Below are 16,656 nucleotides of genomic sequence, written 5' to 3'. Positions count from 1 at the left end.
TTTTGGAATAGTTGAATTAATTTATTTTTAATAAAATATTAAATACGTTTTTGCGTGTTGATATGCGAGAGAGTAAACTTATTTACGCTAGTGATACCTATTTGTCACGAGAGAGAGCTCATGTTTTCCTCTCTATATTTCCTTTCAGGCGAAGGCTATAATCTTGCTATCAGTCAGGGAGTAATATGTAAATGACAGCGGTTTGCAGCGGTTAATGGCGGATTGTGATGACAGCAATAAAAAAGGGAGCCGCGATGGCTCCCTTGCTTTTACTACGACATACCGTTACTGCGACACAGAGTTCTTATAGCTACATGAAGAACTTATCATGCGGCTTAGAAGGTGTAACCCACACCCAGGTTAATGGTCACTGGAGTACTGATGTTTTTGCCTTTAGACAGCTTAACTTCAGAGCCGACAGACAGGTTTTTGGTCATGTTGACATTGATACCTGCACCCGCATTCACACGAGTACCTTTGCGGCTGTTATCAAACGTCTCTTTGTTGATGGTCACATTGTTGCTGGCTTTCAGGTCACGATCGACAGAGAAGATCGCGTATGGCTTGATTTCAGCACCGCTGTTCAAGATAAAGCGATAGCCGGTGTTCATACCCAGGGTCCCGGTGGTGTTACGTGAACCTTGGTTCTGCGCATCCATGCCGTTAGACAACTGGTACTGACTCTTACCGGAGGCAAAGGTGTTCAGTGCGATATAAGGAGAAACATACATGGCATCAAAATTGATATGTTTACCCGCTTTTACTGCCAGTCCCAGACCGGAGAAGTTAGCACTGCCGTTGGCATTGTTACCGTTAGAGGTGATATTCAGTTTCTGCTTAAACTGGTTGGTTTTCAGCACACCGTTCAGGTAATAACCGCTATTGGACAGGTATTGCGCATAGGCACCCAAAGAGTTGCTTTCTACGCTGCCGCTGCTTTGGTAATCAGATTTGATATCTGAGCTACTGTGGCTGGCGAAGCCACCCAAACTCAGTACCGAGTCACCCAATGCAATGGCTTTATCGCCACCTAAGGTCACACCGTTCAACTTCTGTTTGAAGTTAGCTGCGGTGCCTTTCACGTCAAAGTTGTCGTTCAGGTAGTTGATCCACACGCCGCTCTCATTGGCAGAAGTGCTTTGCTTATCCAAACGATTTTGGATGGAGCTCAATTCGGCGTTAAAGATAACCGGCATCGTATTCGCCACTGCCAGAACACCGGCAGTACTTGGTGTCAGTGTGGTGGTATCTGCTTTTAGCATAAAGCCACCTTTACCATCAGGGATCAGGTTGTGCTGGTAGTTACCCAGGTTAACCGGCCCATTGGACAGGGCGAAACGGGCAGTACTGTCACCACCGACATTAATGAGGTTCAGGTTAGTTGGCGCAACGCCACTATCCTTGAGCTGGATGCCAAAAGTACCCGCAGCATCGCCCGTGACGTTCAATGGCGCATTTGCCTGGTTGTACAGCGATGGGGCCAGATTAAAGTTACCGTTACCTGCCAGTGATGCCATGGTCAACTGAGCATTGGCGCTCATATCAATAGTACCGCCGTCCAGTTTCACATCGTTAAAGGCGAACTGTGCAGGATGAGCATTGCTGTTAGGCAAAGCGGAACGCTGAAGTGCGGCCTGTTGCACCGTTGTCGCGCCGATCAGATTCATGTTACCGGCTAAATTCAGGTCAGCAGCTTGAGTTTTTGCACCTTCATGCAGGGTGATAACACTGTTTTTGCCACTATCAATAGTGCCGCTAACGGTCGCGGTTTTATCGAAGGTAGTCGTACCGCCATTGAGTGTTATTGCACCCTGAAGCGTACCGGCAATCAGAGCATAACCATTTTCAACCAGCAACTTAGATGCCTTAGCTTCATCCATCAGGTTGAATTTACCGCCTTTTTGTATGATATTGTCGGCAAATGCCCCGTCATTAACAATAAATTCGCCATTATTTAGCGTGGTATCGTTGGCAGTTGCTCCGTCATTAACGATGAATTCGCCGCCGTGAATATTGGTAACGTTGGCAGTCGTGCCAGCATTAATCGTAAATTTGCCGCTGTTTAGCGTGGTGGTGTTAGCTTTTTTTACATCATTAACAATAAACTCGCCGCCATCAACCGTCGTATGACGCACTAAGTCACTTGAATTAACGGTCATGACACCGCCTTCGATGGTTGTATAGATGGCTTTGCCGTTTTTCTCTACAATAAAGTGACCACCTTTTAGTATTGTTCTATTTGCTATCACACCATCGTAAATGGAGAGTTCGCCTGCCTCGATGGTAGTTCCTTCCAACTCAGCGTTGCCTGAAGCTTTGACCGTGCCAGAAGTCACCATCTGACTGACCTTAGAATGAGCGCTTAGAGTCACTTCGGCACCTGCTAATACTTTGGTATTTATAGAGTTAGCAATATTTTTGGCATCGGTTCCTGCTAAGACCAATTTACCTTTAGCACCAACCAGCGTATTGGTATCCGTACCCCCGTTATTGCTCATGGTGCCTTCGGTGATCTGGGTGTCAATGGCTTGTGCACCGACTGCAAGCGCTATCGAGCCATCGTTGGTCACAATGCTGCCAATGATCTTGCCTTTATCGGCCACTTCTTGCGTACCACCGGCAACTTGGGTGCTAAATGCCACTGTATCAGCTGCGACTGTCTGTTTTTCAGTTTTGGCAATAGTCTGCTCAAATTCTGGGCTATCAATAGTGGGATTAGTCACTTTGCTCAGATTGACAACTGCATCTGTAGCCTCCTCGAATTCACGCGTTTTATCAGCCAGTTCAGTTTTAGTTGACGTTTTAGCCTGCTCCGCATCGTTATATTTTTCTTCAATTGCTTGGGCGGATTTTTCGGCGGCAGCATGTTTGATTTCTGCATCTTTGGCTGATGAATCAGCAGCTTGTGCATCACTGATGGCCTGAAGTGCCGTCTTCGCCAAATCTCGTTTTGCTACGGAAGTTGAGGAGTCATCGATCAGATCTTGTAACTTATTTTCAATATCCAGAGTGCTTGCCGTCCAGCTTGAATCTACGGCTGTAATTGCAGTGGCTTTTTCCTCATTAAGTCTGGCTAATTTAGTTTCAGCCGCTTCTTGTTTTTTTTGAGCATTTTCAGCTTTTGTATTAGCCAAGACTGATTGAATACCCAAACGCAACACGTCTGCTTGTGCTTTGTTATCGGCTTTGATTGCTACTTCCTGTGCCTGTCTAGCCTCTGCTTGCGCATAAAGCTTTGCTCGTTTATCGCTAAAGCTAGCGTCCAGTTTCTCTTTTTGTTCTTGGGTAATGACATCCTGAGCAAGATAGTTCGCCAGTTTTCCCTGCGTTGACTTATCAGCAGCTAGCTGTGCTTGTTTGACAACTTTAATTTTCTGCTGAAGTGCTGGTGGAAGAGCAGTGATATCTTTGGTTAGGCTTGCGCTAATTATTAAGTCAACTTCTTCCGGTGTGAACTCACCCGGAGCAATAATATCGAGTTTGGCTACATAAACATCTTTTGCGGCTGCATTGAGTTTGTTCTTATTCTCATCGCTCTGGTCTTCTGCATAGGCAAGAGTTGTTTCATATACCTTTAGATCTTTTGCAAACGCATCTTTAAGTTTGGCTAAATATTCATATGCTTGTTTTTGCTCTTCAGGTGTTAACTGGGGAACTGAGGCTTCAAACTTCTTAATCAGCTGTTCGTTGCTCGCTTTTATTGCCTCAATCTGAAGCTTAGTTTCTGCGATAATCTCTGGTGTTATCTGCTCATCAGCAGGGAATAAATCTTCCAGTATGGTATCGGTATTCACTGCCGGACCATGATCCATGTAAATGCTGCCGGCATCTACACTACGTGTAAATTCGCCGGACTTCTGGGCTGTGGTGTACTGGTTAGCCGTAGGGCGTTGCATGTCTTTTGTATAAATCGGTATTGCAGCCGCCATTGCCCCGCCAGAGACCAACGACGAGATCAGAATAGATAAGGGTAATAAACGCGTATTTAATGTATTGCGGCGATTCATGATTTTATAATTCCCTATTTACTTTACGGACGAGTTTCAATAAATGAGTGTTAAGAGGGGGGTAACAATAAAATGTTGGGAGGAATATAATAAATGGAGTGGTGAGATCCTAATTATTAAAACATTAATCGGGTTTGTTTATATTTCGTTTATTTTATTTGATAATGCTCTTTTGGGCGATATTTGTTAATTGATTGATTTTAATCTGTTTTGTTCGTTTATTTCGCGATTGTATTTTCTGCATGGATATTTAATATTTTTTTATTAAAAAATATTAAATATGATTTTCGCCTATTATTCTGTAAGAGTGTAAATTGATTCATGTGAAGTGTTGCTCATTTAGTACGAGAAAACTCTCATGTTTTCCTCTCTATATTCCCTTTCAGACGAATGCTATAATCTTGCCACCAGTCAGGGAGAAATATATGAATCACAACGGTTTGCAGCGGTTAATCTCATTAATGAAAGGGCGTCAGGCAGCCTTATGGGTCAGCGGCGCGTTGTTGAGTACAACCCTGCTCTTTGCGGGTTGTGATGACAGCAATAATAAAGGCGAGACCACTGCGCCAGCGCCGGTCAGCACGCAGGCCACCGCGCCCGTTGCCAACACCTCGGTGAGCAAACCCAAAGATGCGGCGGCATTAGCAGCGCTGGCAAAACGCCATGCCGACCAGCCGCTCACCTTGCTGGACGCCTCTGAGCTGCAACTTGATGGGGCCAGCGCCATGGTGCTGACCTTCTCGCAACCGCTAGAGCCGAATCAAGACTTTGCCGCGCAAGTGCATCTGGTGGATACCCTCAGTGGTAAAATCGATGGCGCTTGGGAGCTATCAGATAACCTGATGGAGCTGCGTTTACGCCACCTCAAACCTGAGCGTAAATTGTTGCTCACGGTCGATAGCACGCTGAAAGGGATAGGTGGCGCACAGCTTGGCGCACAACAGCAGCAGCAAATCACCACCCGTGATATCAAACCGAGTGTCGGCTTTGCCAGCAAAGGCTCTTTGCTGCCAGGTAAACTGGCGCAGGGCCTGCCCGTGATGGCGCTGAATGTCGCTAACGTTGACGTTAACTTCTTCCGCATTAAGCCAGCCAGTTTGGCTAACTTCCTCGCCACTTGGCAGTACCGCAGCGCGCTCTCTAACTGGGAGTCGGACGATCTGCTGAAGATGGCCGATTTAGTCTATACCGGCCGCTTTGACCTCAATCCCGCTGCCAATACCCGCGAAAAGCTGCTGCTACCACTGGCAGATATCAAACCGCTGCAAGAGTCCGGTGTCTATTTGGCGGTGATGCAACAAGCGGGTCACTACAGTTATACCAACGCCGCCACCTTATTTACCCTGAGCGATATCGGGGTTTCGCTGCACAGCTACCATAACCGCATGGATGTTTTTACTCAGGCGTTGGCGGGGGGCGCGGCCTTAAAAGGTGTCTTATTGCAGCTGCTGGATGATAAAGGGCAAGTGCTGGCACAGGCCGAAACTGATGCTCAGGGCCATGGGCAGCTAGAGAAAAAGGCGAATGCCAAGCTGCTATTGGCGTCGCAAAATGGGCAGACCAGTCTGATTGACCTCAATGCGCCGGCGCTGGATCTGGCGGAGTTTGATATTGCCGGGCCAGAAGGCTTCCAGAAGCAGTTCTTTGTCTTTGGTCCGCGTGACCTGTACCGTCCGGGCGAAACTTTAATCGTCAATGGCTTACTGCGTGATGCCGATGGTAAACCCCTGACTACCCAGCCCGTTAAAGTGGATATCCTCAAACCGGATAACCAAGTGGTGCGCAGCTTTGTTTGGCAGCCGCAAGAGGGGTTGTATCAATACCAATACGCGATTCCTGAAGGCGGCCCGACGGGTGAGTGGTCGCTACGTCTCAATCTGGGTGATAACCTGCCGCGCCTGTACAAATTCAAAGTGGAAGATTTCCTGCCAGAGCGCATGGCGCTGGAGATCACCGCCAGTAAAGCGCCGATCGCCACGGCAGCCGAAGCCAGCTTTGCGGTTATCGGCCGCTATCTCTATGGTGCGCCCGCTTCTGGCAACCGCCTGCAAGGTCAGTTGTTCCTACGTCCGCAGCGGGAAGCCGTGGCGTCACTGCCCGGTTTTGAATTTGGTTCGATTATCGAAGAGAACCTCTCTCGTACCTTGGATGAGTTTGATACCACGCTAGACAGCGACGGCGAAACTCACATCGAGGTGGAGAACAGCTGGCAGAGTGCTCAATCACCGCTGAAAGTGATTTTGCAGGCCAGCTTGCTGGAGTCCGGCGGTCGTCCGGTCACTCACCGCGCCGAACAGGCGGTGTGGCCTGCCGATACGCTGGTGGGGATCCGCCCGCTGTTCAATAAGCAGCAGGTTTACGATTACCGCAGCGACAGCTACAAATCGCAGGCGATGGTCGATCAGGATACCCAGGCTGATTTCGACATTGTCTATGCCAATGCCGACGGTGAAAAACAGGCCGTTGATGGCTTAAAAGTTAAACTGATCCGCGAGCGCCGCGACTATTACTGGCAGTGGTCAGAAAGTGATGGCTGGCAGTCGTTGTTCGATAAAAAAGATCTCCAACTGGCTGAGCAAACCGTCAATATTGCCGCCAACGGTAGCGTGAAAGTCAGCTTCCCAGTGGAGTGGGGCGCTTACCGCATTGAGGTGAGCAATCCGGATAACCAACTGGTCAGCAGTTCGCGCTTCTGGGCCGGTTACAGCTGGCAGGATAATACGGCGGGCAGTGGCGCAGTGCGGCCGGATCAGGTCAAACTGGCGCTGGATAAACCCGCCTATCGTCCCGGCGAAAAAGTGAAATTGCATATTGAAGCGCCCGCCGCCGGTAATGGCTACTTATTGGTTGAGTCCAGCGACGGCCCATTGTGGTGGCAGGAAGTGACCATCCCCGCGGGCGGTACTGAGGTTGAAGTGCCGATTAACCACGGCTGGAATCGTCACGATCTCTATCTCAGTGCGACGGTGATCCGCCCGGGTGACAAAGCCCAGCAGGCGACACCAAAACGGGCGATTGGCTTGCTGCATCTGCCGCTGGTGGATGAAACCCGCAAACTGGCGCTGCAACTGGATGCGCCTACTCGCATTCGCCCCAATCAAACGTTAACGGTGAAAGTGAAAGCCAGCCGCACCGGTGCACCGCTACCTGAAAAAGTACAAGTGCTGCTCTCCGCCGTCGACAGCGGGATTTTAAATATCACCGATTACGCCACGCCGGACCCTTACGACGCCTTCTTGGGTCGCAAACGCTATAGCGCGGATCAATATGATGTTTATGGGCAACTGATTGAAGGGCAGGGTCGCTTAGCCAGCTTGCGATTTGGTGGCGATGCTGACGAAGAAGATGCGCTCTCCCGTGGCGGTAAAAAGCCGATTACCGAAGTGAGCATTGTGGCGCAGCAAGCCCAACCGGTGACCTTAAACGCGCAAGGCGAAGGTTCGGTTGAGCTGGCTATTCCCGATTTTAACGGTGAACTGCGCCTGATGGCACAAGCCTGGAGTGACGAAGATTTCGGTAAAGCCGAGTCTAAAGTGGTGGTGGCTGCACCACTGATTGCTCAACTGGCGACCCCGCGCTTCCTAGCCGGCGGCGACAGCACCGAGCTGGCGCTGGACTTAAGTAATCTATCCGGCCAGCCGCAAACTGTGTCACTCAAATTGGCCGCCAGCGATTTACTGGCGTTAAAAGGCGAGCCGACTCAATCGGTTACACTGGCAACGGGTGAGCGCAAAACGGTATTGATTCCGGTTCGTGCGCTGAATGGTTTTGGGCAGGGCGAGATTGGCCTGACCATCACTGGCATGGTGCTACCGGATGAAAAACTGCCAGATTATCAGCATCATTGGAAGATTGGCGTGCGGCCTGCTTATCCTTCCCAAACGCGCCATTTCGCCAATGTGCTACGCAGTGGCGAGAGCTGGAGCTTACCTGCGGAGGCCACGGCAGGATTGGTGCCTGAAACCTTGCAGGGGCAACTGCTGGTGACCAGCCGCCCACCGTTGAACTTAGCCCGTTATATCAGCGAGTTATATGCCTACCCTTATGGCTGTCTCGAACAAACGGTGAGCGGTTTGTATCCTTCGCTCTATAGCAACCATGCACAGCTGACGGCGCTGGGTATCAAAGCGGATAGCGATGAAAAACGGCGTCAAAGCATTGATGTCGGCATTGAGCATCTGCTCAGCATGCAGCGCTATAACGGTGGTTTTGGCTTGTGGAGCAATGATAGCCCAGAAGAGTTCTGGCTGACCGCTTACGCCACTGACTTCCTTTATCGCGCCAGCCAGCAGGGTTACAGTGTGCCAACGGCCGTTTTAACCGCCGCCAATACCCGTTTGCAGCGCTACTTGCAAGATCCGAGTCAGATTGAAATTCGCTACAGCGAGCAGACCAAACATACCCGTTTTGCGGTGCAGGCCTATGCAGGTTTAGTGCTGGCGCAGCAGCAACAGGCGTCGCTGGGAGCATTGCGCCAATTGTATACCCGCCGCGATGATGCGCGTTCCGGTTTGCCACTGGTACAACTGGGGGTGGCACTCAAGCTGATGGGGGACATGCCGCGTGCCAAAGAGGCCATCACGCAAGGGCTAAATACCCCGCGCAGTGATAAGGATTACTGGCTGGAAGATTACGGTAGCTCAGTACGTGATGATGCCCTGATTCTGGCGCTGTTGACCGACAATAACATGCTACCAGAGGCGCGGGACACCCGCTTGTTGGCGCTCTCCAATGAGTTAGTGGGCCGTAATTATCTCTCAACGCAGGAGAGTAACGCGTTGTTCCTCGCGGGGCGTACCCTGATGAGTGGTGCTGAAACGCCGTGGCAATTAGCGATTGCGCCACAGGCGGAGTCACTCGCAGACAGCGCAACCCTAACGCAGAGCACAGCGCTGAACCAAAATTGGGCGGCACAACAATTGGCTGGTGGGATGCAACTGCAAAACCGTGGTGACACAGCTTTATACAGCCGCGTCGATGTGGTGGGCTATCCGCAACAAACCCCTGCGCCATTTAGCAATAATCTCCATATCAGCCGCAGTTATATCGGGCTTGATGGTAAGCCGTTGCAGTTATCCCAACTGAAGAGTGGTGAGTTGGTGCTGGTGCATCTGGATGTGTGGGCTGATAAGCGGGTGCCGGATGCACTGGTGGTCGATTTGCTGCCTGCCGGCCTGGAGCTGGAAAACCAGAATCTGGGCGACAGCAGCGCCAGTCTGGGTGAGAGCGCCAACAGCGTGACCGAGCTATTGCAGGATATGCAGCAGTCAGATATCAAGCATCAGGAGTTCCGTGATGACCGCTATGTCGCGGCAGTGAGTGTCGACGGCTATCGCCACACCACACTGCTCTATCTGGCGCGTGCCGTCACACCGGGCGTCTATCAGGTGCCTGCGCCACAGGTTGAGTCAATGTATGTCCCAGATTGGCGGGCGTTAGGGGTGACACCGATGCAGCTTGAAATCGTTAAGTGAATACTCACTCCTCCTTCGCTGGCTGTCAGCAGTGAAGGGGGGTGAGGGGCATTAATGCGAAAAATGTGTCTATTCCGCTATCGCCGTCTCTGTCTGGCGTTGGTGCTCATTGCGATGTTACTTCCGGCCACCTTGTGGCTGGCGGATAAACTTTGGCCACTGCCCCTAACGCAAGTTCAGGTCGCACGGGTGGTGGTGGCTGAAGATGGTACGCCATTATGGCGCTTTGCCGATACGGACGGGGTGTGGCGCTATCCGGTGACACTGCAACAGGTTTCGCCCTACTACCTGCAAGCGCTGCTCACTTTCGAAGATCGCTGGTTTTACGTCCACCCCGGGGTTAATCCCCTGGCGCTGGCCCGTGCCGCCTGGCAGGATCTGCGCGCCGGTAAGATACTCTCTGGCGGCAGCACGCTATCGATGCAAGTTGCCCGCCTGATCGACCCACACCCCCGCACCTTGACGGGCAAATTGCGGCAAGTCTGGCGCACCTTCCAGCTGGAGTGGCATTTTTCCAAAGATCAAATCCTCGAAATCTACCTTAATCGCGCCCCTTTCGGTGGCACGCTGCAAGGGGTTGGTGCCGCCAGTTGGACCTATCTCGGCAAGCCGCCTTCACAATTGACCCCCGCAGAGGCGGCCTTACTGGCGGCACTACCGCAAGCGCCGAGTCGATTGCGGCCCGATCGCTACCCGTTACTGGCTAAAGCCGCACGCGATAAAGTATTAACCCGACTGGCGGATTATCAGGTGTGGACGCCAGCCCAGGTGGCTGATATCAAACAAGAAGATATTTGGTTAGCACCGCGTCAGGTGCCGCAACTCGCGCCACTACTGGCTCGCCGCTTAACCACTGGCAATCAGCGGGAGGTGATTCAAACCACGCTGGATGCCGCACTACAGCGACAATTGGAAGATATGGCGGCGGGCTGGCGTCACCAACTGCCCGAGAAAACCTCGCTGGGGTTGCTGGTGGTCGATCACAGCAGCATGAAAGTCCGGGCTTACCTCGGTTCGGTGGATTTTCAGGATAATAGCCGCTTCGGCCATGTGGATATGGTGAGCGCCTGGCGCTCGCCGGGATCGACACTCAAACCTTTCTTGTACGCCATGGCGTTGGATGATGGCCTGATCCATGCCGAGTCACTACTGCAAGATGTGCCGCGCCGCTTCGGTGATTACCGCCCCGGTAATTTTGATACTGGATTTCATGGTCCGGTCAGTGCCAGCGAAGCCTTGGTGCGTTCACTGAATTTGCCCGCGGTGCAGCTATTGGAAGCCTACGGCCCGAAACGTTTTACTGCCAATTTGCGCAATGGTGGCCTGAACTTACGTTTTCCGCTCCACAGTGAACCGAGTCTGGCGGTGATCCTCGGCGGAACGGGGTCACGGCTGGACCAGCTTGTCGCGGCGTATAGCGCGTTCGCCCGTGGTGGCATGGCGGCGACATTACGCTTTGAACCCCAACAGCAGATGCAGGAACGGCGGCTATTCTCACCCGGTGCCGCATGGATCACTCGCCGCATCATGGCTGGTGAAGCCAGACCCTTACCGGACGATATTTTACCGGCGACGGTGCCACTGGCATGGAAAACCGGCACCAGTTATGGCTATCGTGATGCTTGGGCAATCGGCATCAATGCCCGCTACACCATCGGCGTGTGGGTTGGGCGGCCAGATGGCACACCTGTTGCCGGGCAGTTTGGCTATGCCACCGCCGTACCGATACTCAATCAGGTCAACAACTTGCTGATGGCAGGATCACAGCAAGGTGGCCGCCAGTTACCGCGTGATCCAAGGCCTGCGTCAGTCAGTCGGGCAGAGATTTGCTGGCCGGGTGGACAACCGCTGGCGGCTGGGGACAGTAACTGCCGGCAACGACGCCAAAGCTGGGTACTTGACGGTACTTTACCCCCCACATTGGCCGCCGCAGGACAGGAAAATATGCAGGGTAGCCAGCTCAGTGTGTGGTTAAATCCTCAAGGTGAGCGGGTGGCGGCAGATTGCCCACAGGCCACGCCACAGCAATTAACATTATGGCCGCTGCCACTTGAACCTTGGTTACCCATGGCAGAGCGCCGCAGCCAACGACTGCCAGTAGCAAACCACCAGTGCCCGCCACAAAGGGGGGATGATGCAGCACCCTTACTGATTTTAGGTATCCGTGATGGCGCAGTGGTCAAACGTTTACCCGGTCAAAATAGCCTCGATCTACGTCTTGCCGCACAAGGTGGCCGTGGACAACACTGGTGGTTCCTCAATGGGGAGCAGGTAGCGGTGACAGAGAATAGCCAGTCATGGATACAAACTTTATCGGCACCTGGTCGCTATCAGCTTAATGTATTGGACGAAAGTGGATTAGTGAGTAATTTGGCCTTTCGTGTAGAGTAATATCACTCCCGCTATTCAATTAATGAAAATATATTGTTTGTTTTTATTATCAACCATCAACTTAGTATTCTTATAATAAAAAAAATAATAATAGAATTCCGTTTTTTTCGCTAAAGTGATTAAGTTTTTGGTGGCTTTATTTGAGTTATCATAACTTATATTTACATTTCTTAATTACAAGAGGAAAATGTAATGATAAAAAATAAGCGTTTTTTGTTATTTATATCTATGTTTGTAATGGTAAACTCTGATGTATTGGCTAATGAAGGTAAAGTTTGTTTTTATGCAGATTCTAATTACCTTGGAGAATACTTTTGTATTGCAGATGGGATAGAAGCTAAATCTCTAACGCTGCGTTGGAATGATCGAATATCATCTATTTCTATCCCTTTGGGTATGGCAGTTAGCGTATATGAACATGAGGGTTTTTTAGGCCGTTCACTCACACTAGAAAGTAGTATTGATTTTCTCTCCTCTGAGGAATCGAAAAATTTTAATGATATGATCAGTTCCATCAAGATAAAAAGTTCTGCTTGTTTTTATGAGTATGATAAATTCGTCGGTGAGGCCATTTGCTTATCTGATGGCGAAAAAGTTGATCTCTATAATGACAAGAAAACGAATATATCGGACTCACTGAATGATAGGGTTAGCTCTATCAATATCCCCCCTAACATGCAAGTCACTCTCTATAAAGATGATAATTACCATGGGGATAAAATTGTGCTGAGTGAGAACTATTCCCTTGGCGGGCTACAAGGACTTGGCATGGGTTACAATATCACGGGTCTGACAGCATCTCAGAAAATTGATTTTATTTGTGATCAATTCTGCGCTATAAAAAAGAGAATGATTGTTCCAATAAAAAAGATTTTTGGTGATTACTGGACGGATGAAAGAATTGGTTCAAAGCAAGTGTTAATTAGCCTTGAATTAACTGGTAATGATGATTATCTAATATGGTTATCTGACAATGGACTTATCAGAATTAAAGGCCGCGTAATATATTATATTCATGATTATATCAGTAATGCTGCTTATTACGTAATGAATAAAGATAGTAACCGCATCTCACTTTTATCTCGTTTTGATGGGGGGTATTTTGAAACGCAATTTATAGAGTCGATTAACACGCAGGTGACTTACTTATCGCCTATCATTGGCTATTTATTTGACCCCAATGAGCACGATACTTATTTTTCTATTATGAATTTCAATCCAAATGATAATAAGTCAATTGTTATTGATAAAATCGTAATGACGGTAGAGAAAGCTAACCAAAGAACTGAGCGCAGTTTTACGGGGGTGGCATCTTGTTGGTTAATGCCGATTCTCAGCATTTATAACTATATTGTGCAGGGCCGATGCAATCAGGTAGACCGCTTTGTGGCAAATGTTTCTGACTTTTTTAACAGCAGTGATAATAAGATATTGCAAATTTCCGGTTCGTCGAAACCCTTACCTAAAGTTGATACCAATAAAGAGAGTTCTTTGCAGGTCAATACGAAGACATCTGAGCCTTACGGAACATTGACAAATATTAAGGCCGGTTTGAATAAAGAATCATTAACACTACTTGCCACCGCATTGGCCTGTAAAATCTCAATGAAGGAAGAGTTACTCCCACATATACGCACTCGTCGTGAACTTATTCCCGCATGTGTGGATTGGACACTGGATATTATGACTGAGTTTACTTTGCTATTTGGCGATAGCTTAACCAACTGGAATGCTGAAAATTTTGGCCGGGTCATTGACCGTATTCTTCAGTTTAAGGATACGGGTTATGCGGTATTAGACACTGATGCTGAAACTCGCTTGGTCCGCAGTGTCGGTGCCTTTATTGCCGGCAATGCCGATGAGGATTTGATTCGTCTAAAAACAGCGTTCGATTTCTCTCAACTCAGTTATGCCACTTATCTAAATCATAATAATATTGAATCCGCAGTCATCTCCCCACAGGAGTCACAGGAGTTACTCCTTGGTCGCTATGAATTGATATTGGAAAATTTCACCTATGCAGAAACGCTCCCCAGAATACGGCACATTGGACAATGGGTTGAACATCCTGAACTGAGTTTTGAAGTTGAAATCATTACGGGTACACCTAGCGAAACACTGGCTGCCCGACAAAATATTATCCCAACAATAGATGAATGGAACCGGATATATCATCAGCCCCTACCGCTTATGACGCTCAATAATGATGATTCTCATGGCATACCACCGGTGGTGCGTAAAGTCGGTGAATCTACTATTCCTGCCGCGCGTATTGTCAGTGATGTCATTCGGAGTTGGCTAAGAACCAGCCGTGAAGATTATATTTATGTCATTGTCCGGTTATCAGGGAAAATTGTGAGTATTACATTGGCAGTTGATATTAATGAGGAAGATGTCGGAATTGGCGGGTCACTGACCAATCCAGCCTATGTGTTGCATCCGCAATCAGAAGGGGCTATTCGCGGCGCTGGCACTGCGGCGATTAGATCGCTCGCTGAGTACGCGGCTAAAAAAGGGAAGCGTGCTTTGGTTTCCGATGTCATTAGTCAGCCCTCAGCGATTGTAAAGAAGAAGGTTGGATTTAAATTTATTGATGAATTATGAGTAGGGTCAGATAAATGTGATTTGTGCATAAAATTGAGCAATTAAGATAAATATTTTTTAACAAAATGTTGTGATTCCCATAGGCAAGCGCTAATTGCACACATATAATCTGCGGCCACTGTACAGGGTCGGCATCATTTTGTTGTAAAGGAGCTGCCAGCCAAGCTTGCCTACTTATTAGGTAGTTTGCGGGGGCGGGTTCCAAGTCCGGTCAATATTAGAAATCCAATAGAGGTTATCATGGCTTTAGAACGTACTTTCTCCATTATCAAACCAAATGCTGTCGCCAATAACGACATTGGTGCCATCTACGCGCGTTTTGAAAGTGCTGGTTTCAAAATTATTGCTGCAAAAATGCTGCACCTGACCAAAGAACAAGCCGAAGGTTTTTACGCTGAACATAAAGGCCGCCCATTCTTCGATGGTTTGGTTGAATTTATGACCTCTGGCCCAATCATGGTCCAAGTTCTTGAAGGTGAAAATGCCGTTCAGCGTCACCGTGACATCATGGGCGCGACTAACCCTGATAATGCTCTGGCGGGGACTTTGCGTGCTGATTTCGCCGATAGCTTCACGGCTAACGCAGTACACGGTTCGGATGCTGTTGAATCAGCGCAACGTGAAATCGCTTATTTCTTCGCCGCGGATGAAATTTTTCCTCGCAGCTAATTGATTGATTCAGTTTGGGAATGGCTAATATTTAACCAACGGAAACAATAAAGTTGGTCGAGCGCCTTTCCAATCATGGAATCCATGCTTTAAAATTCGTACAATGCCGCGCCTCGGTAGAGATATCTCTCCTGGGGCGTTTTATTATTTAGTCATCTATTTATCATCGCCGTTTCTGAAGCCATACCTGGTTTAAAGCGCAGCGCCGTAAAGTGTAACAACGAGGCCACGACAACTCATGTCCGAACAATTACTAACTGCATCAACGTCAATTGATGTTGCCCCTCAGCCTGACAACTTGGTTGATGCCACCGCCCCTGTCACTGGCAAAATCAATTTGCTCGATTTAAATCGCCAACAAATGCGCGAATTTTTCGCCAAAATGGGCGAGAAACCTTTCCGAGCAGATCAGGTCATGAAGTGGATGTATCACTACTGCTACGACGATTTCGAGCAAATGACTGATATCAATAAAGTGTTGCGCGCTAAGTTACAGCGTGTGGCAGAAATCCGCGCACCCGAAGTGGCGGAAGAGCAGCGTTCGACAGATGGCACCATTAAATGGGCCATTAAAGTTGGCGATCAGCAAGTCGAAACCGTGTATATCCCGGAAGCCGACCGCGCCACGCTGTGTGTGTCATCTCAGGTAGGTTGTGCGTTAGAGTGCAAATTCTGCTCAACGGCACAGCAGGGCTTTAACCGCAACTTACGTGTATCCGAAATTATTGGACAAGTCTGGCGCGCGGCGAAGATTATCGGCTCATTAAAATCAACCGGTACTCGCCCTATCACCAACGTGGTGATGATGGGCATGGGTGAACCTTTGCTGAACCTGAATAACGTCGTACCTGCCATGGATATCATGATGGACGACTTTGGCTTCGGTTTGTCCAAACGCCGCGTGACGCTATCCACCTCTGGTGTGGTTCCGGCGCTGGATAAGCTGGGCGATATGATTGACGTTGCACTGGCCATTTCATTGCACGCGCCGACTGATGATATTCGCGATGAAATCGTGCCAATCAATCGCAAATACAATATCGAAACCTTCCTGGCGGCCGTACGTCGTTATTTGGATAAATCCAAAGCCAATGGCGGGCGGGTTACGGTCGAGTACGTTATGCTGGATCACATCAATGACAGCACCGAGCAAGCCCATCAACTGGCGGAGTGTTTAAAAGACACGCCATGCAAGATCAACTTGATTCCATGGAACCCGTTCCCAGGCGCGCCTTATGGCCGCAGCTCAAACAGCCGGGTGGATCGTTTCTCTAAGGTGTTGATGGATTACGGATTTACCACCATTGTACGTAAGACGCGTGGCGATGATATCGATGCCGCATGTGGTCAATTGGCCGGTGATGTGATTGACCGCACCAAGCGCACTTTGAAAAAGAAAATGGCTGGTGAACCTATCGCCATTAAGACGGTCTGATTCATCAGATTGATGGGTTCTAGGTAACTGATTGTTATTTAACTTATAATTTGTAAGGTGCTCATGACTGAAAAAG

Annotated in this window: 6 protein-coding genes; 5 read left to right on the top strand and 1 reads right to left on the bottom strand. The window is 49.1% G+C overall.

The features are described 5' to 3' along the window. Window positions 1-335: 335 nt before the first annotated feature. Window positions 336-4,007, bottom strand: a complete 3,672-nt coding sequence (locus ACZ76_RS03775) for an autotransporter outer membrane beta-barrel domain-containing protein (RefSeq protein ID WP_048616951.1) — start codon at window positions 4,005-4,007, stop codon at window positions 336-338. 425 nt (window positions 4,008-4,432) lie between these two features. Between ACZ76_RS03775 and ACZ76_RS03770 the strand changes: the two genes are divergently transcribed. From ACZ76_RS03770 to rlmN, 5 genes are all read left to right on the top strand, one after another. Continuing rightward, the gene (locus ACZ76_RS03770; RefSeq protein WP_048616949.1) at window positions 4,433-9,481 is read left to right on the top strand and encodes an alpha-2-macroglobulin family protein; all 5,049 of its coding nucleotides are present in this window, start codon (window positions 4,433-4,435) and stop codon (window positions 9,479-9,481) included. 54 nt (window positions 9,482-9,535) lie between these two features. Continuing rightward, on the top strand, window positions 9,536-11,872 hold the full coding sequence (pbpC, locus tag ACZ76_RS03765) for a peptidoglycan glycosyltransferase PbpC (protein ID WP_048616947.1): 2,337 nt from the start codon (window positions 9,536-9,538) through the stop codon (window positions 11,870-11,872). Between the two features lie 192 nt (window positions 11,873-12,064). Then, a complete protein-coding gene (locus ACZ76_RS03760) occupies window positions 12,065-14,476 on the top strand; it encodes a peptidase inhibitor family I36 protein (protein ID WP_048616945.1) in 2,412 nt (803 codons plus the stop codon). A gap of 240 nt (window positions 14,477-14,716) precedes the next feature. Beyond that, the gene (ndk, locus tag ACZ76_RS03755) at window positions 14,717-15,145 is read left to right on the top strand and encodes a nucleoside-diphosphate kinase (RefSeq protein ID WP_004707890.1); all 429 of its coding nucleotides are present in this window, start codon (window positions 14,717-14,719) and stop codon (window positions 15,143-15,145) included. 238 nt (window positions 15,146-15,383) lie between these two features. Next, on the top strand, window positions 15,384-16,580 hold the full coding sequence (rlmN, locus tag ACZ76_RS03750) for a bifunctional tRNA (adenosine(37)-C2)-methyltransferase TrmG/ribosomal RNA large subunit methyltransferase RlmN (RefSeq protein ID WP_048616943.1): 1,197 nt from the start codon (window positions 15,384-15,386) through the stop codon (window positions 16,578-16,580). Window positions 16,581-16,656: the final 76 nt, after the last annotated feature.

It is taken from the genome of Yersinia aleksiciae (assembly GCF_001047675.1).
GTDB classification, from domain to species: Bacteria; Pseudomonadota; Gammaproteobacteria; order Enterobacterales; family Enterobacteriaceae; genus Yersinia; species Yersinia aleksiciae.
This window is presented reverse-complemented; position numbering and strand designations above follow the sequence as displayed.